Annotated in this window: 15 protein-coding genes; 8 read left to right on the plus strand and 7 right to left on the minus strand. The window is 53.4% G+C overall.

Annotation, left to right across the window (positions count from 1 at the left end; genetic code table 11):
* Positions 1 to 233: 233 nt before the first annotated feature.
* Genes IPG22_04765 through IPG22_04775 form a run of 3 tightly spaced genes read left to right on the plus strand, consistent with a single transcriptional unit; the run spans position 234 to position 1369 of the window.
* Positions 234 to 476 carry an AbrB/MazE/SpoVT family DNA-binding domain-containing protein gene (locus IPG22_04765; protein ID MBK6587612.1) on the plus strand — a complete coding sequence of 81 codons (243 nt, stop codon included), beginning with the start codon at positions 234 to 236 and terminating at the stop codon, positions 474 to 476.
* On the plus strand, positions 473 to 895 hold the full coding sequence (locus tag IPG22_04770) for a PIN domain-containing protein (GenBank protein MBK6587613.1): 423 nt from the start codon (positions 473 to 475) through the stop codon (positions 893 to 895). Before IPG22_04765 ends, IPG22_04770 begins: the two co-directional genes overlap by 4 nt.
* Before the next feature lie 21 nt (positions 896 to 916).
* A complete protein-coding gene (locus IPG22_04775) occupies positions 917 to 1369 on the plus strand; it encodes a DinB family protein (protein ID MBK6587614.1) in 453 nt (150 codons plus the stop codon).
* Here the strand turns inward: IPG22_04775 and IPG22_04780 are convergent.
* Entirely contained in the window at positions 1366 to 2613 is a 1248-nt protein-coding gene (locus tag IPG22_04780) for a magnesium transporter (protein MBK6587615.1), read from the minus strand. The two genes, IPG22_04775 and IPG22_04780, sit on opposite strands and share 4 nt — an antisense overlap.
* A 211-nt stretch (positions 2614 to 2824) precedes the next feature.
* Here IPG22_04780 and IPG22_04785 point away from each other — a divergent pair, with 211 nt between their 5' ends.
* The gene (locus IPG22_04785) at positions 2825 to 3751 is read left to right on the plus strand and encodes a lytic transglycosylase domain-containing protein (protein MBK6587616.1); all 927 of its coding nucleotides are present in this window, start codon (positions 2825 to 2827) and stop codon (positions 3749 to 3751) included.
* 169 nt (positions 3752 to 3920) lie between these two features.
* Positions 3921 to 4526, plus strand: coding sequence for a PH domain-containing protein (locus IPG22_04790; GenBank protein MBK6587617.1), 606 nt, complete (start codon positions 3921 to 3923; stop codon positions 4524 to 4526).
* 86 nt (positions 4527 to 4612) lie between these two features.
* Here the strand turns inward: IPG22_04790 and IPG22_04795 are convergent, their stop codons facing one another.
* Together IPG22_04795 and IPG22_04800 are read right to left on the minus strand one after the other, a co-directional pair.
* A complete protein-coding gene (locus tag IPG22_04795) occupies positions 4613 to 6943 on the minus strand; it encodes a carboxypeptidase regulatory-like domain-containing protein (protein ID MBK6587618.1) in 2331 nt (776 codons plus the stop codon).
* 274 nt (positions 6944 to 7217) lie between these two features.
* Positions 7218 to 9707: a polysaccharide biosynthesis tyrosine autokinase gene (locus IPG22_04800; GenBank protein MBK6587619.1), complete on the minus strand. Its 2490-nt coding sequence runs from the start codon at positions 9705 to 9707 to the stop codon at positions 7218 to 7220.
* Between the two features lie 225 nt (positions 9708 to 9932).
* Here IPG22_04800 and IPG22_04805 point away from each other — a divergent pair, with 225 nt between their 5' ends.
* The 3 genes from IPG22_04805 (at position 9933) to IPG22_04815 (ending at position 14363) form a co-directional block, all read left to right on the plus strand.
* Positions 9933 to 13625 (plus strand): FAD-dependent oxidoreductase, encoded by a 3693-nt coding sequence (locus tag IPG22_04805; GenBank protein ID MBK6587620.1) that lies wholly within the window; start codon positions 9933 to 9935, stop codon positions 13623 to 13625.
* A 64-nt stretch (positions 13626 to 13689) separates the two neighbouring features.
* Entirely contained in the window at positions 13690 to 13938 is a 249-nt protein-coding gene (locus IPG22_04810; GenBank protein ID MBK6587621.1) for a DUF2191 domain-containing protein, read from the plus strand.
* On the plus strand, positions 13935 to 14363 hold the full coding sequence (locus IPG22_04815) for a PIN domain-containing protein (GenBank protein MBK6587622.1): 429 nt from the start codon (positions 13935 to 13937) through the stop codon (positions 14361 to 14363). The genes IPG22_04810 and IPG22_04815 overlap by 4 nt, the downstream gene beginning before the upstream one ends.
* 277 nt (positions 14364 to 14640) lie before the next feature.
* Here IPG22_04815 and IPG22_04820 read toward each other — a convergent pair whose 3' ends face one another.
* From IPG22_04820 to IPG22_04835, 4 genes are all read right to left on the minus strand, one after another.
* On the minus strand, positions 14641 to 15063 hold the full coding sequence (locus tag IPG22_04820; GenBank protein MBK6587623.1) for a hypothetical protein: 423 nt from the start codon (positions 15061 to 15063) through the stop codon (positions 14641 to 14643).
* A 136-nt stretch (positions 15064 to 15199) separates the two neighbouring features.
* Positions 15200 to 15487 (minus strand): putative addiction module antidote protein, encoded by a 288-nt coding sequence (locus IPG22_04825; GenBank protein MBK6587624.1) that lies wholly within the window; start codon positions 15485 to 15487, stop codon positions 15200 to 15202.
* A gap of 77 nt (positions 15488 to 15564) precedes the next feature.
* A complete protein-coding gene (locus IPG22_04830) occupies positions 15565 to 15990 on the minus strand; it encodes a hypothetical protein (protein MBK6587625.1) in 426 nt (141 codons plus the stop codon).
* Positions 15987 to 17018, minus strand: a complete 1032-nt coding sequence (locus IPG22_04835) for an asparaginase (protein ID MBK6587626.1) — start codon at positions 17016 to 17018, stop codon at positions 15987 to 15989. The genes IPG22_04830 and IPG22_04835 overlap by 4 nt, the downstream gene beginning before the upstream one ends.
* Positions 17019 to 17067 lie beyond the last annotated feature (49 nt).

Below are 17067 nucleotides of genomic sequence, written 5' to 3' on the forward strand. Positions count from 1 at the left end.
CGTATGACGAGCGTGAAAGGCCGTTGCTCCTACGAAAGGTCAATAAAACCTGGGACTTCGTGCGAGACGACCCGCGATTTAAGGAATTGGTCAAACGAGTCGGGATCCCGGAATAGAAATTAATTATGAAACGATGCCCAGAGTTGAGGCGGGATCACTAGGGCAGCATGTTCGAAATAATTTATACAAAGTAAGGCAGTCCGTGATAAAGTAAGGATTATCGGGGAAGGAAAATGCAATCAAGCGCAAAAATAACCAGCAAAGGGCAGATCACCATACCGCTCAAGGTAAGGACGGCACTCGGCGTTAAGGAAGGCGACAAATTGGTTTTCGAACAGAATGGCGGCGAGATGACCGTTAGGCCGCAAAAGCGAGAGAGTCGTTTTGCAAAATATGCCGGAATTGGAAATCCGGGTATTGGCAAGGGTCGCGAGGCCGTCATTAGCTACGTTCGCAGCCTTCGAGATCCGGAATGATATCGGCTGTTGATACGAACGTCATTGTCGCTCTTTGGGATGCCGACGAACGCGATCACCTAACCGCTCTCGATCTGCTTGATGAAGCGGCGTCGCGCGGCGGTATCGCGATTTGCGGTGCGGTTTATGGCGAATTGTTGGCAGGGCCTGGACGTACTGAGGAGTTTATTAATAACTTTCTCGACGATGCTGAGATCGTGGTCAATTGGTCCAGTAGCGAAGCCATTTGGCGAACTGCGGCTTCGGCTTTTCAGAAATATGCCGCACGCCGACGGCGCGGGAGATCCGGCGAAGCTCGACGCATTTTGACAGATTTTTACATAGGCGCTCACGCTCTCGAAAATGGGCACAGCCTTTTGACTCTCGACGACGGGATCTACCGCGCAGCTTTTCCGAAGTTATCGCTTTTTCGCGTTTGAGAACAGGATCATACGAGACCAATGAAAACTATCAGAAATGAAGCCAACCGCTCGAGCCTGATCGACCGTTTGAGCAAGTTAAAAGGTGATGAAACCCCGCTTTGGGGCCGGATGAATGTGAATCAAATGATGTCGCATCTCGTTCAGGCGGGCGAATTTCCATTTGAAGCGAGCCTCCCGGACAAGAGTACGTTTGCGTCGCGAACGTTTATCAAGCCGCTTATTCTGTACGTCCTGACGATGCCGAAGGAGGTTAAGGTGAGTGCCGATTTTGATCAGCAGGCCAATGGACGCAAGCCCGAGGAATTTGATGCTGATCGCGGGAAGCTCGTCGATCTGATCAACAAACTCGGCGACGCGCCGGTCGATAGCGAATGCAAATATCATCCGATGTTCGGAAAAATGACGGCGAAGGAATGGGCTCTGCTCGTCCACAAACACATCGACCATCATCTTAGGCAATTCGGAGTTTAGCTAAAAAGCCTCGGCAAACGGCGTTGGAGATTTTTTGGCAGGAGAATTTCCATCGCATCATCGACCGTTACGATGCCGGCGATGTCGCCTTCGTCGTCGATGACGGGTAGGGCGAGCAGATTGTATTCGGAGATCGTCTGAGCAACATCCTCGGCACTTTCGGACGGGTGGGCGAAGCGGAAATCGGTACGCATCACTTCCTCAAGCTTTCGGTTCGGGTCGGCGAGAATCAGCGAACGGAGCGAGATCAGGCCGCAGATCTTCCATGAATCTTCTTCCTCCACCACGTAGAGGTAATAGATCATGTTCGGCGTCTCGGCCATTTCGCGCAGGCCTCGAATGGTCTCACCAACGGTCAGGTGCTTTGGGAAAACAACGAATTCGGTCGTCATCAAGCCGCCGGCTGTATCGTGTTCGAACCGCATCAATTCCGCTACGTCTGCCTTCTCATTTTCCTCCATTAGATTGAAAAGCTGCTCCGACTTTTCATCGTCCATTTCATCGAGGACGTCGACAGCATCGTCGGGTGACATTTCTTCCAGAATGTCGGCTGCCCGCTCTTCGTCCATGTCTTCGAGGATGCGTGCCTGAGCCTCCGTGGACATCTCTTCGAGAGTGTCCGCCGCGATCTCGTCATCGAGGCTTTCGACGACCTCAGTTCGGTGAATAGGGGAAAGAGATTCAGCGAGTTGGGCGATCTCGACCGGATGAAGCCGGGAAAGTTTATCCTTCGAAGATTTAAGCTGCACCGTCACGGTCGCCGTATCGGTCGCGAGGTATCCTACGTCGGCCCAGTCAATGACCTCAACGGGCCGATCGCTGCCGTAAAAGCCTTTCGGCATCAGGCGGCGAACGAACCCCTGCAGGCTCACATCTGCGCCTGAGACACGCCACATATCGCCCGCCTCGATTAGCTGCACATCGTTCACACGAACCACGCGTTTGCCGTCGACGTCGATCAACTGGTTATCAAGCACGTCCTTACCCAACAAGACCTCGCCATCCCTTCGAACAAAGGGTGTCAGATTAAGTATTGCGGATGTCATCGTAGCCCCGTGCAAACCCAGGTTCTGAAAATCACGACTCGGAATAAAGAAATTTCGGCGGCTGTACCTCGCAACCAGGCCGATCACCGGCGGATGTTCTTCCTCACCGTATTTCACGATCACATCTTTGATCACCGCGATCTTTTCATCACGGATATCAAAGATCGGCCGGTTAAGGATTTGCGAAATGTAAAGCATGATCAAATGTCAGTTATCACCAAAGAGAATACCATTGACCACCGACCTCTGCCCACTACCAGCTACAATTGCCACAACAATGTTAAAAATTTTTGTAATTTGTGGAAACAATGCAAGCTTGCGCTTTTTTATTAAATAGGTGAAAGGGTCATGGCCGAGAAAAAAGGCCATTCGAACTCGATGGATACCCGTCTACCTATCCCCATCCACAATGAAAAAATCACACCTATCAATACTCATCTGCCTACTGCTAGCGACTCCCGCTTTGTCGCAGGACCGCCCACGTTTTTTTGATAATTTTGACACTTCCCACGGTGTTCAGGTCGTAAAACCCGCATACATACAAACCTCAGCCAAAGGCGGGCCATCCGCCAGTTCAGTCACCTACGCAACGCCGTCCGGCAGCACGAAACTAGTAAATGGCAAGCGGTATTTGATGCCAACCGGCATGTCGGCTCCGGTCAACGCCTCAAAGGCAAAGCAAAACACGAGATCGTCAAACATGAACGTTTACGAGGGGCTCGCTGAGCGTGAGGGAACGAGCTACGGTACACGTTCGTCAGCGATGTCCATGGGCACAAATAACGGTATGAAGGGGTTTACGACCGGAAATCCCGAACACGATTCTTACATTGTCGATTCGAGCCGACGCTATGGGATCGATCCGCTGCTTATATACGCTCAGATGCATCAGGAATCGTCATTCAAGCTCAAAGCGACATCAAACAAAGGGGCGAGCGGCCTGATGCAGCTCATGCCCGCGACCGCGAGACGTCTCGGGGTGTCTAATATCTACGACCCGAAACAAAATATCGAGGGCGGCGTTAAGTACATGAGAATGCTGCTTGATATGTTCGGCCAGGATGTAAATCTCGCCCTGGCAGGCTACAACGCGGGCGAAGGCGCGGTGATGAAATACGGAAATAATATTCCGCCTTATAACGAGACCCGCGAATACGTCCGTCGTATTTCAGCGAGATACAGCTCGATCTCAAATCCCGCACTCGCGAGCACGATGCCGCGGGTGAACAATAGAACAGCCGCTCAGCTGGCAAAAAATGAAGCTCCGCCGCTCACGATCCAGCAGAACGCAATGGCGGTCAAACTTCCCGATGGCCGGATGAGGTTAGTAAATTAGTCTGTTCTCCGCTCAACGAGCAATTCTTCTCCAACTAGTCGCCATCGACATCCGCGGCCGGACGCACCGGCCGCGTTTTTTTTTGGATCACTGGTTCCAATGCGATAGTTGCGAATGATTGTCCGTCAGATCGTTTGTGGAGTATCATTTGCTCGGAGAAGATAAGCGTATGTATTGCATCAAATGCGGGGCGGATAATTTAGAGACGGCAAAGTTTTGCCGGAAATGCGGCGAGTCTTTCGAGGTAGAGGAAGAAACCCGCGTGGCGATTCGCGAAAACGGTGCGGTTGCCTCGATGGGCGGCGATGCGGATACTGATTCGCAGGAAGCCGAGATATTCGCGATCAGCCCGACACTGATGTTCGTGAAGGTCGGCTATGCTCTCGCGGCTCTCGGCGCCTTGTTTTTAGCGGCTTTTACGAGCGTCTTTCTTTCGAATTGGATATCGGTTTGGCTGTCGGTATTTATTGGCCTGCTGCTGTTTTTGATCCCCGCATATTATCACTTCAAAAGGCAGATGGTCAGCTACAAGCTCACAGAATCAAAGCTCGAGATCGACGAAGGCTTTATATCCCGCACGACCCGCAGCGTTCCGATCCGGCGCATTCAGGACGTCACCGTTTCATCGACGATGCTCCAGCGAATGCTCGGCTTCGGCAACCTGACCATCGACAACGCCAGCGACGACGGCGGCAAGGTCGTGATGAAAAACATCAACACCCCGAAATTCTACGCCGACGTTCTGCTCAGACAGATGCGGCGGCTAGATCAGTGATGCAAAAGCCCGCGCGTAAGCAAGGGCGAATCACTCAAGTTGAATGTTTCGCCCTTTGCATGTAACTGCGGGCTTTCGCCCAGTATCTATTCGATCCCCGAAAAATCCAGATCCGTGATCGTATCGAGAACCTGAACCAGCCGCGAGGAGAAGCGGTAGCGGTTTGAGCGGACTTCCATCACGACACTCGATCCGGCCTCGACGTCGAAGAATTTGTAGTACCCAAACGACCCCGTCGTCGCCGTCCGCCGATTGCCCTGCGGATCCGTGATCGTCACCGTCGCGTTCCGCAGCCCACGCCCATCCGGCGACAACACACGCCCCGAAATATCGATTCCCGTTGCCGTTGACGGAAGCAGCTCAATACCCCAACCGCCCTTCAGTTCTCCAGTGAGTTCATCCACGTTTTCCGGCCTTGCGACTCCGTTGTCATCGCGGATGTAGAGGTTCCACGTACCGTTTGCCGTAACACCGGCAAAGTTTCCATAAAGCGATTGGGCATTCGTTCTCGCAACCACGCATCCCGGTTCGACATACGGCCCGGCTGGTGCCGGTGCCGGGAAGTTCGTTACGGGCGTCTCGCATGTAGTTGGCTTGAAGATACCCGTTGCCAGCGGACCTGAGTCAGGCAGCACTGCGTTCGGGTAATCCGCCAGGGTCAGTGTGACCGCTCCGGCTTCCGTGATCGCGACAGGTCCGCCGACATCGCCGACCAGAGCATATTTCGCTCCGTTCGGGCCGACCAGCAGCACGTCGAGATTATCCGGCTTCGTCGAATAGAAATCGTACAGCGTCACTCTGATGCGGAAGGCGTTCGTCGTTGCTCCCGTGACCACGATCGGCGACGGATACAGCCCTGCGGCCGTGCCCTGGATGATCGAGATCGCAGCCGGGTTCTTGAACTGGTTCGCCGTGTCATTGATCGTCAGTACCGCACTGTTCGGGGCAGAAGCACCTGGTGTCACGTTAGTGAGCGTCAGGTTGACCGTCTCGTCCGTATCCGCACTGAGATCGCCGCACAAGCCGAGCGTGACGGTCTTAGACGTTTCGCCGGGGTTAAAGTTAATTACGTTCCCCGTCATGTTGATAACGTCAGCTCCTGTTCCGCAACCCGCTGTTCCGATAACCGCTCGGGTCGACGTTAGCGTCAGGAACGCCGTTGTGCCACCGGTCGTCACACCAGTTCTGTTGATCGTAACGTCTATAGATTGCGACTCATCTTGCTTGTAAGTCGTTGAGCCAAAGGCGAGAAATGTTGTCGGCGTTGGGCTCGGCGTTGGTGTCGGTGTTACCCCGACCGGAACCATCGCATAGCCGCGGGTCGCACCGTTGAAGACGCCGGTTCCGACAATAATTCCGTTATCGCTGATCCCGAGAGCTGATGACGAAGTGTTAGTCGAGAGATCCCAGCCGGAGTTTGCGGGGATGAGGTCTTGGAGGCGATAAGTGGTCGTGCCGTTCCAGACGAACGGGATCGCGAATGCCGACGAAGCCGTGCCGACAACCCAGCCGGCGGAATTAACGCCTCTGCCTGAGGCCTGAGTTGTGCCGACCGGCAGCGGAACAGCGACCATTCCGCCCGATGGCGACCAACGGAACGGCAGGCCTGAGCCTTGATTGAGCATGCTCGAGCCTGTTACAAAACCGCTGTTGCTGACGCCGAACGCGAGGGCTCCGTTCGATCCGGGCAGAGCACCAACCTCGGTGGCCGTGTTGCTGCTCATGTCATAAACGATGCCGACATTTCGTGCCGCATTATTTGGGTCGATGCCCTGGCCGACTATGCGGCCCGAATCGTTGATGCCGAACGCGGTGGTGAAAAAGCATCCGGTCGCAGTCGTTTGCGTTATCACGGTCGCAACTCCGGCACTGTAGATCACCGCCCGCTGCAGAGTTCCGGCATTGACCGAGCCAACCGCAACTCCTGAAGTCGTCACATCGTTCGCATCGCCAAGCGTTTCGCCCGCCGGGAGCGGAAGCTGTGAGACAACGCCATTCTGCCACACCAGCGGAAGCCTGCCGGACCCAAATGCCGTCGTCGCTCCCGTTCCAACGACGATTCCGTTGTCATTCGCACTATTCGCGACGGCGAAATTCCGACCCGCCAGATTAGGCAACGCCACGCGGCCGCCGCTCTGCGTCCAGCTATATGCCTGCGTCGCTCCGGTCCGGAACGACCGCCCGACCGCCACGCCGCCGTTCGAAACACCAAACCCCTGCGAAGCCGTATCGCCCGCCTGCACCACACCGAGGTCAAAGATCTGATACTGCGGCGCACCGTCTGCACGATCGTCCGCCGCGGCTTTGCTGTTCGTTGTCGAGATCTGAACGCCGACGCCGATCAGGGCGAAAGTTGCGAGAATAATAAGTGATATCGGCCAAAGCGATGTGCGTTTTGAATGGGCAATGTTTTTCATAAATATTCCTTGTCGTTGCTGTGACAAAACAGTTGCGTCGAGCCATTTTGGGACAAAAGCCGGACGCATTTCTAATTGGATCTTGGTGTTACGACAGACAGTATATGCCTAATTTTATACGCGTCCAAACACATGAACGAGGGTGTTTGAAAAGTTAGGAGAATAAGAGAGAAACCACGAAATAACACAAAAAGAACACGAAAATGAGATATTCCCCTTTTCGTGTCCCTTTGGTGCTTTTTCGTGGTTACTTCTTCTTGTTCTTGCTTTTCGCCTACTTCTCCACATCCTCTAAAAGCGGAGTTGTTTCGTCGTCTGTGGGACGTGAATAGTAGTTGTAGTAGCCCGAGCCGTAATAATAGTATTCGGTCGAATTGGCTTTGATGCCGTTCAGCACGACGCCGTAGATTCGGGCTCCGATCGCGCTGACGCGCTGCTTGAACTGCTTCATGAGGTGAAGCGAGCTCTTATTGGCCATGGCGACGAGCACGACGCCATCAACCAACGTCGAAAGGATCGAGGCGTCGGTGAAGGAGATCGCGGGCGGCGAATCGATGATCACGTGCTTGAATTTGCCCGAGAGGAACGTCAGCAGATTACGCATTTCGTTCGAGCTGAGCAGTTCGGCCGGATTCGGCGGGATCGGGCCGCTGGTGATGATCTTGAGCTTTGGCAGATCGGGATATGTGCGGATCAGGCCTTCGGTCTGTTTGTCCCCCGAGAGATAATTGGTCAGCCCGCGTTGGTTATCCAGCCCAAAATGGCTGTGCAGACGCGGCCGGCGAAGGTCGCAATCGATGATAACAACGTCGGCGTCGCCCTGTGCAAGCGTGATGGCCGTGTTGATCGCCGTCGTCGTCTTACCTTCCGAAGGCTGCGACGACGTGACCAGAATAGTTTGGGGCGGTTTGCCCGCACTTGAGAAGAGCAGCGAGGTACGAAGATGGCGATAAGCCTCGGCGATGGGCGATGTTTTTTCGTCCAATGTCACGAGTGCTGTCGACGGCCCCGCCTGATTCGCACCACCCTTGCCCGCGAGCAGTTTGCGTTTGTCCGTGTTCAGCGAATGCGGTATCAACGCCAGCGTCGGCAAACCTAGATGACGGCTAATGTCGTCCGAGGTCCGTACCGAATCGTCAAGGAAATCAAGCAAAAACGCGAGGCCGATCCCTGCGGCAAATGAGAGCAGCAGAGCGACCAAGATATTGCGGCCTCGAGCCGGGCCGATCTGTCCGGCCGCAGGTGCCGGGCCTTGCTGCTTAATGTTATTAGGACGGTCGGTCGAGAGCGCCAGTTCCTGCTGCTTCTGCTGCGATGTGTAGGTATCCAGAAGCCTTTGGTTTGCATCGAGTTCGCTCTTAAGTGTCCCGAGCCGAGTCTCGGCAACACCTTCACTGTTTGCCTGTCCGGCTGCGATCTCAAACAGCTCTTTCTGTCTTGCTTCGCGATTTCGCGCCGCGTCGAGCTGCGATTTCAACGAAGCCAGCAATTCTTTAGCAGCGTTCGTTTCTAATGCCTTGGCGTCATTTTTTATCTTTACACCGACCTCTTGCTCAATTCGCTCTTTTTGTGCTTTTAGCTCGGCAATTTGTTCATTGATAGTGACGACGGCAGGGTGCAGTTCTGTCTTGGTGGCGAGCAATTCCTTCCGCTTCTCGTTCCTTTCATCGATCTTCGTATCGATCGCTTCCAGGCGCTTGCGATGGTCATACTGCGCCTTCATATTCTCCTCACGGAGTTTTAAAATTGCGGCGTTATCAGGCGCCACTGCAAGGATATCGCCGCCCTTTGCATTCAAAACAGATCGATATTTTGCCTCGATCTGTCCTGTTTCCTTCGACGCTTCGCGCCAGAGTGTCAACAGGCCTTCCAGGTTACCGGCACGAACCTCGCCCTTAGCATCGCCCATTCCCAAAGCGCTTGCTTTGACGCCGGCGATGTAATCATTCTGTTGCTGGGCGATCGTTGCCTTGAGCCCCTCAATAGACTTGCCAAGCTCGTCATATGCCTGTTTGCTGGTACCGATCTCGCGCTCTTCGTTCTCTTCGATAAAGAGCTTTGCGATACCGTCCGCGACCTTAGGTGCACGCACCTGGTCGGTACTTGTAACCCTGACCGTTACGATATTCGTTTGATTCAGCGGAACTACGTCTACATTGAACATTCCCGCATACATTGAAGCTCGTGCGTCTTCCTCAGGCGTCAGGGCGACCTTGACCTTATTTTCAGGGTCGGTCGAGGTTTCAGAGAGAACCGGAAGTGTATTAGGCGTTTCGGCGGGTTTTTTGTCGACCGAGAAGAGCGAACGCAGCCCGGATAACAATCCGCGGTTCTGCTCCGCGAAAAGATTTGGATCGCGATGAAAACCAAGCGAGATGATCACGCGTTTCATCAGGTCCGAGCTCTTTAGCAGCTCAAGCTGCGTCATGTAATAGCGGGCGTCATCACCGTTATTGACGGTGATCACGTTCTGCTTGGATTGGGGCGGCTTGCGCGGCTCGATGATCACATTTGTCTGGGTCTGGAACAGTGACGGCTGGCGATACGAATAGATAGCCGCCGCAACAGTCGCGAGGATCGTGATCGCGATGATGATCGGCAGACGCTTGTAAACGATCTGGAAATACTGCCGCAGCGAACGCCGGTTATCGAGCGTATCTTCGTAGGTAGCTGCGTACCCGCCGCCCGCCGAATAGTCCACATGGGTGTTCGGCTGTAAATTCTTGATACCTGGTAACGGGGTTAACCGCTGATCGTTTTCCATACTACTGTTAGATCCTTTCTGCCCAATCTTTTCGTGCGCAATCTTGTTTTATACCACATTTGGCGGGTATTTTCACGACAATTGCCGGTTTTTCGCCGATAAGTAGATATTCAAACAATATTGATTAGAAGCGTGAATCGCAGGGCTCGTTGTCGGAGATATGACGCGGGTGATATATTGATGATTTGCCCGCATGCTAAAGATCGCGGGTAACCGGACGACCTTATGACAGTACCCTCGGAAAGCAGTGAGAACAATTTTACACTAGGAATAGACGGGTTCAGCTTCGCAGACCTATTTGACGCGATCAAGCTCAAAGAACTGGCTGAGACATTTTACGCCGAGGTCGGACAGCAAGACGAGATACTCCACACCGCACTTACCAAATACATCGCGGCTCGCGGCCAAGGTTACGAAAGAAAGGTCGCGTCAAAGATCCTCACGGATTCGGCCCCATTTCTCTCCGATTTCATCGCTCGGCTTTTTAAGATCGACCGCGAGCGCTCAGAACTCGAAAAAAATGTCCTCGTTCAAAATCCGGTATGGAAATACAAATTCTTTGTCCAGCGCCGCGCCGCTAAGAAATATAAACCGGAACAGCTCGCCGAACTCAACGAGAACCAGCTCTGGATCGCCCTGACCGAACTCCGCGGCAATGCATTTGACGAAACACTCGTACGAGACGAAGAACTCTCGATCGCCGAGATGACTTGCAGGCTGCTCGAAGCTGAAGAAGTTCTGAGCAAGGACGGTGAGATCACGCCATCGATCGCCGATACCGTAGCCAAAATCAACTCCGCCTACGAGCTGCTGAAGGACGCGGCATTTGGCAAGCTCTATTCGCAGTACGTATTAGAGATGGACGCCCGCGGCGATCTTCTGACCGTACAAGCAGCTCTCCAACTCGTCGAGGCTTGGTCGGCGAAAGCTTTCGCGAGCAAGTCAAAGAAATGGTACAGCTTTAAGGTTCCCCACGCTCTCGATTACCAGAATCTGGTTCACCTTATCCACCCGGAGCCGCACCTGCACAACATCATGCGCGGCGGCGAGGACATCCTGCGGCGGCGTGACGGCTTTAAGCTCACCGACGACCGCGGCACAATGCGTGATGCCCTGTACGAGATCGATTACTGCATGATCTGTCACGAGCGGGAAAAAGATGCGTGCTCGACCGGGCTTCGCGAGCCCGACGGTACGGCCAAACGCAATCCGCTCGGCATCAAAACCGAGGGCTGCCCGCTCGATGAAAAGATCTCAGAGATGCACCTGCTCAAAAAGCAGGGCGACTCGATCGGTTCGCTAGCGATCGTCACGATCGACAACCCAATGTGCGCCGGTACCGGCCACCGCATCTGCAACGACTGCATGAAGGGCTGCATCTTCCAAAAGCAGGAACCGGTCAACATCCCGCTCGCGGAGACCGCAAGTTTGACCGACGTGCTGAAGCTGCCCTACGGCTTCGAGATCTACAGTTTGTTGACGCGTTGGAATCCGCTCAACGCCAAACGCCCGTATGCCTTGCCTTACAACGGCAAAAACGTCATGGTCGTCGGTCTCGGGCCGGCTGGTTACACGCTGTCGCATTACCTTCTGAACGAAGGCTTCGGCGTGATCGGCATCGATGGGCTGAAGATCGAACCGCTTCCGACCGACTGGACCGGCAACCACGGCAAATCGTGTCCCAAGCCGATCAAAGGCATCAGCGAGATCACCGAGGAACTCGACGAACGCATCCTGTCGGGCTTCGGCGGCGTTTCGGAATATGGAATTACGGTTCGCTGGGATAAGAACTTCCTGACGATGATCCAGCTAATGCTGACCCGCCGCAAGCGTTTTCGCCCGTATGGCGGCATTCGTTTTGGCGGAACTCTGACGATCGAGGACGCCTGGGAACTCGGGTTCGACCACATCGCCATCGCCACCGGAGCCGGACGACCGACGATCGTCCCGATGAAAAACAACCTCATCCGCGGCATTCGCCAGGCGAGCGATTTTCTGATGGCATTGCAGCTAACTGGTGCGTTTAAGAAGGATACGCTCTCGAATCTGCAAGTTCGCCTACCCGCCGTTGTCATCGGCGGCGGTTTGACCGGTATCGATACCGCGACCGAGCTGTTCGCCTATTATCCCGTGCAGGTCGAGAAAATGCTCGGAAAATACGAGCAGGTCGTCGCCGATTTTGGCGAGGAAAAGGTCGTCGAGCACTTTAACGAAGAAGAGATCCGCGTACTGCAGGAGTTCCTCGAACACGGCCGCGAGATCCGTGCCGAACGCTCCCGGGCGGCGGCGGCCGGTGAACAACCGAATTTTGTGCCGCTCGTACGAGGCTGGGGCGGCGTTTCGCTCGTCTATCGCAAGCGTTTGCAGGACAGCCCCGCTTATCGCCTCAATCACGAAGAGGTCCAAAAAGCCCTCGAAGAAGGTATCGATTTTGTTGAATGCATGTCGCCAACTGAAGCGGTGCCGGATGAATACAACGCGGTGAAGGCGATCATTTTCGAACGCCTCGATTACGTCGCCGAAACTGGAAAATTCGAGAAAACGGGCGAAATGCATGAGTTTCCCGCCCACACGGTCTGCGTCGCCGCCGGAACTTCGCCGAACGTTATTTACGAGAAAGAAAAACCCGGAACGTTCAAAATGGACGAGTGGAAGCAATTCTTCCAGCCGTTCAAGGTTGAGCGGAATGGTGATGGTAAGCTCCACGTCGTTGAAACGCCAAAGGGTGAAGCCGGATTTTTCACCAGCTACGAGCACGAAGGCAAATTCATCAGCTACTACGGCGACAATCACCCGACCTACGCCGGAAACGTCGTCAAGGCAATGGCTTCGGCCAAGCACGGGTATGAGAAGGTTGTTGAGATCTTTGCCGATGAACTCGCGACTCGCGGGGACCTTCCGCAGTGGGATCGCGACGCGATCTTCGACAAGCTCGAAGCCAAACTCGACGAAGAGCTGCGAGCCTACGTCGTGAAAGTTGACCGCCTGACGCCGACGATCGTCGATGTCATCGTCAAAGCTCCGCTTCAGGCGAAAAAATTCGAACCCGGCCAATTCTACCGCCTGCAAAATTTCGAAACCTCAGCCCCGATCGTCGACGGTAAACGTCTGATGATGGAAGGTTTAGCGTTGACCGGAGCTTGGGTCGATGAAGAAAAAGGCCTCTTGTCGATGATCGTTCTCGAAATGGGAACTTCGTCACGTATGTGCCAGCTTCTGAAAGAGGGCGAGGAAGTTCTCGTCATGGGCCCGACAGGAACGCCGACCGAGATAACTGAGAACGAGACTGTTCTGCTCGCGGGCGGCGGTTTGGGCAATGCCGTTTTGTTCTCGATCGCAAAGGCTCTGCGTGAGAAACATAACAAGGTCATCTACTTTGCCGGTTATAAGGACGGGGCAGATATGTTTAAGCGTGAGGAGATCGAGAATGCCACCGATCAGGTCGTGTGGGCGACCGATTTTGGCAAAGAGATCGTCCCGCACCGGCCGCAGGATTCGCATTTCCGCGGGAATATCGTTCAGGCGATGATCGCCTATTCCGAAGGCCGTCTCGGCGGCCAAACCGTTGATCTGAAAGAGGTTGACCGCATAATCGCCATTGGCTCCGACCGCATGATGAACGGCGTTCGCGAAGCCCGCCACACAACGCTCAAACCATACCTCAACGAAAACCACACCGCCATCGGCTCCATCAACAGCCCGATGCAGTGCATGATGAAAGAGGTCTGTGCCCAGTGTTTGCAGAGACACGTCAACCCGCACACCGGCGAAGAATTCTTCGTCTTCTCCTGCTTCAACCAAGACCAGCATCTCGATTTCGTCGATTTCAAAAACCTGAACGAGCGCTTGAAAGCTAACAGTATTCAGGAGAAATTGACGAACCTGTGGCTGGATCGAACGCTTGCCAAGGCATCATGACATCAAGGATGTTGATGCTTTGATGTTGTCAATGTTAGGTAGATTTTGTTATCATCTTCGCGTTATGAGAACAACATTGACAATAGACGATGACGTGGCATTTGGTCTAAAAAAGATCCAGGAAAGTGACCCGTCGAGGCCCTTTAAGCAGATCGTAAATGAGGCTCTTCGTCGTGGATTGAATAGCTCCAACGATAAGGCTAAAAGAAAGCCCTTCAAAATCAAGCCGTTTAATCTGGGTCTCCGAGAGGGATTAAGCTACGACAATGTAGAGGAATTGCTTGACATTGCCGAAGGGCCGAACCGCCGATGATCCTGCCAGACGTAAACTTGCTCCTCTATGCGTATGACCGTGGCAGTAAATTCCACACGGCGGCGGTCCTATGGCTTGAAAAGACGCTTTTGGAAGACGAGGTTTTCTTTTCATGGCACACGATCACAGGGTTCTTACGCATTGTGACGAATCCGCGCATCCTGACCAACCCGGCGACGCTCGATGCAGCTATAAGCATCGTCGATTCGTGGCTCACATTAGAAAATACCCATCTTGTCTTTCTGGAAAAAAAGAACTGGCCGCTTTTCTCAAAGATACTCCTCGATGCCCAAGCCAACGGCAATCTGGTAATGGATGCTCACCTCGCCGCAATGGCCGCCGCCTGCGGGGCAACGCTTGCCAGTACTGACCGAGATTTCACTAGATTTTCGGGGATTCAGTTTGTCGATCCAATCAAGTCTTAGGCACAGGCTGATTGACCGAGATGAGCATATAGCAATTGAAGGTGAACAGATAGCCCGGGCGCGATTGAACGAAACAGCCGCACCGTAGTTGACCGGGTTCTGAAGGGAGCAGATGCAAGCAATGACGCGAGGAGCAACCGCGTTAGGACGCCGAATTAAATTTGATTTGGTCGTTGCTTAGCAGATTGGCCTTCTTTAAAACCTCATCAGGATCTTGAAGGCGAATTGTATTGGGGATTTAAGTAGTCTAAATTAAGAACGTCCCTAATGACTGCAGCTACTCGTCGCGTTTCGTCATAGGCTGAGCAGTAATTTCAGATTTCAATTCAATGCTCGTCGCATGTATAGCCGCTTTTGGCACCCAACATCCACGAGTGGCATTAGGATCAAAACGGCCAGTAACTAGAATTCTGGCACTGTGTGTTTCACGTTTTGACTCTGCAAACAGCATCTCGATGTCGGGTGAAAACTCATATCCCTCTGCTCGCCAAACGCCAGCAGCGGCAATGTCATCCATCCTACAAGTTTCGTCCCTTATAAAGACCGCCCCATAGCTATACGCCTCCGCTTCAACACGAATTGTGCGAAATGCGTAGAAATATGGATTTTTCGTAAGCTGACAGAGCGAAACTGTGGGTGGCGATATCTCATACCAAAGCAACGTACCGACCACGCCCAAGGCGAACGACAGTAGCGGCATAACAGCCATCGCGACGAATACGGTGCATCTGAGGATCAAGTTTTTTAATTTTGACAGGTGCATCAGTAACCGAATCTTAACACGAAATCATCGTTGCGGATCAAACTTTAAAATTGGCGAAATCCTCCGAAGCGAATCATACCTTTGTCGGCGATGCACTAAGCTCAACACCTAGAGCTCGAAGCAGTTTAATTACCGTTTCATAACGCGGCTTTGCTCCGGGCGTCAGTGCCTTATAGAGACTCTCTCGACCAAGTCCAGCGTCTTTCGCAAGTTTGCTCATTCCCCGAGCCTTAGCTACGTCTGAGATCGCCATTAGAAAGACATCGGGATTTGGGTCTTCGAGTGCGGCGTTTAGGTATTCGGCGATCACCTCGTCATTATCGAGATAATCGGCAGCTTCAAATGGTTTTATCGCGTTCACTTTGATTTACAAACTCCGTCTATTCAGAGAAAGTGTATCCGCATAGATAGAACTGAGCAAAAGGCGCCAGGAATCTATCAGAAATTCGACCGCCACGACTGCTTTATTTTCAACACCATAACGACTCCTTTAGCAGGTGCTCGGCGGTTTAGCGACATGCAAAAGACGTGTCCGGTTACAGCGTGGAGATTGGCATGGATAGGCTTACTATCTCCATTAACGGTGGCTGTGAGTCGAATAAGCGGAGCTTCCTCAACAGACATCTCGAGCAGCGGAAGGCCCTCCCTATCAACCTTTCCCCCTTTTATTCGATAAAAATTAAGCGAACGACCATCAACTTCACGCTGAACGAGGTTATATGAGTCGAACTGGCTTTCAACAATCGAACGCAATGATGGCGGAAGAGAATTAACCGCATGTTGGAGTAAATCAAACTCAACATCTGTGAGTTTGGTGCCTCCGCGCGTCCATCGCTCAAAAAAATTGCCAAAATTTCGTTTCATTCCGTCGCTGAGTATTTCGGCAAAGATAATCGAGGCTCTACTCGCCCCACAATATCACCCCTACGATTCTTTATCGGCATCGGGGAAAGATCTGGAAGAGCAGTGTCGACCAAAATATCGAGCTGTTTCAGGATATCGACCGCGATCACGGGACGACCGCGATGATCGTCGCCGTCTTCGACTTTCAGAGCGATGCCGAGGCCGCGGGGGTATTTGTCGGACGGGAGGACGCCGCAGAGCCAGACGCCGTCGGCTCCTACTTTGGAGATGATCTTGCCGGGGGCGGCTTTCATCAGCATTGTGTCGAGGCGGTCTGTGCCGCCGATGAGTTCGGGGTGCCGCATCATGGCGTGGATGATGCGTGAGGTGGCTTCTTGTACAGCCGGATGGAAGTTGAGCGGAAAGACCAGGTTTACAAAGCTTTTCGCCATAGCGGCAACCGATACGGCGAAGTTTGGAACGCAGCACCCATCAATGCCCTGGCCAATCTCGGTTTCCGCTATCCCCGTGAAGTCGGAAACGCAGCGTAAAATGCGTTTTTGGATACGGCTCTCTGAGAGTTCGTAGGTCGCGATGTCTGCATCGATGTGTTTCGCAAGTGCCAGCATCGCGGCGTGTTTGCCGCTGCAGTTATTGTGAAGCTGCGTCGGCGTTTCGACTTCGCGGATCATGCGTTCGGCTTCTGTGGCGTAGAAAGGAGCGTGGGCTCCGCAGTGAAGGTCGCTTTCAGCCATGCCGATCCGATCGAGCATTCGCGCAACGCGTTCGACATGCATCTTCTCGCCTGAGTGAGAGGCGATAGACATTGCGATCTCGTCCTCGGTAAACCCAAAAGCATCCGCCGCGCCACTCGTGATAAATGGCAGAGCCTGAAACGGCTTCGCTGCCGAGCGAAAGTAGGTGACGGTCGACGGATCTCCAACTGAGGCGACTGCGTTCCCTTCGCCGTCAACGACAAAGATATGTCCGCGATGGATCGACTCGACCGTTTCGCCGCGAATAACTTGGGCTAGGATTTCAGATTGCATAAAACTGTCAGAACTGGGAACGATAGTGACTGGATTCCCGGCTATCAGA

Source organism: Acidobacteriota bacterium (assembly GCA_016703965.1).
GTDB lineage: Bacteria > Acidobacteriota > Blastocatellia > Pyrinomonadales > Pyrinomonadaceae > OLB17.

What these genes read in the sequence shown, in the direction of transcription:
- IPG22_04765 (MBK6587612.1), top strand. Translation starts at nt 234, where the DNA reads ATGCAATCAAGCGCAAAAATAACCAGCAAAGGGCAGATCACCATACCG.
- IPG22_04770 (MBK6587613.1), top strand. Translation starts at nt 473, where the DNA reads ATGATATCGGCTGTTGATACGAACGTCATTGTCGCTCTTTGGGATGCC.
- IPG22_04775 (MBK6587614.1), top strand. Translation starts at nt 917, where the DNA reads ATGAAAACTATCAGAAATGAAGCCAACCGCTCGAGCCTGATCGACCGT.
- IPG22_04780 (MBK6587615.1), bottom strand. Translation starts at nt 2,613, where the DNA reads ATGCTTTACATTTCGCAAATCCTTAACCGGCCGATCTTTGATATCCGT.
- IPG22_04785 (MBK6587616.1), top strand. Translation starts at nt 2,825, where the DNA reads ATGAAAAAATCACACCTATCAATACTCATCTGCCTACTGCTAGCGACT.
- IPG22_04790 (MBK6587617.1), top strand. Translation starts at nt 3,921, where the DNA reads ATGTATTGCATCAAATGCGGGGCGGATAATTTAGAGACGGCAAAGTTT.
- IPG22_04795 (MBK6587618.1), bottom strand. Translation starts at nt 6,943, where the DNA reads ATGAAAAACATTGCCCATTCAAAACGCACATCGCTTTGGCCGATATCA.
- IPG22_04800 (MBK6587619.1), bottom strand. Translation starts at nt 9,707, where the DNA reads ATGGAAAACGATCAGCGGTTAACCCCGTTACCAGGTATCAAGAATTTA.
- IPG22_04805 (MBK6587620.1), top strand. Translation starts at nt 9,933, where the DNA reads ATGACAGTACCCTCGGAAAGCAGTGAGAACAATTTTACACTAGGAATA.
- IPG22_04810 (MBK6587621.1), top strand. Translation starts at nt 13,690, where the DNA reads ATGAGAACAACATTGACAATAGACGATGACGTGGCATTTGGTCTAAAA.
- IPG22_04815 (MBK6587622.1), top strand. Translation starts at nt 13,935, where the DNA reads ATGATCCTGCCAGACGTAAACTTGCTCCTCTATGCGTATGACCGTGGC.
- IPG22_04820 (MBK6587623.1), bottom strand. Translation starts at nt 15,063, where the DNA reads ATGCCGCTACTGTCGTTCGCCTTGGGCGTGGTCGGTACGTTGCTTTGG.
- IPG22_04830 (MBK6587625.1), bottom strand. Translation starts at nt 15,990, where the DNA reads ATGAAACGAAATTTTGGCAATTTTTTTGAGCGATGGACGCGCGGAGGC.
- IPG22_04835 (MBK6587626.1), bottom strand. Translation starts at nt 17,018, where the DNA reads ATGCAATCTGAAATCCTAGCCCAAGTTATTCGCGGCGAAACGGTCGAG.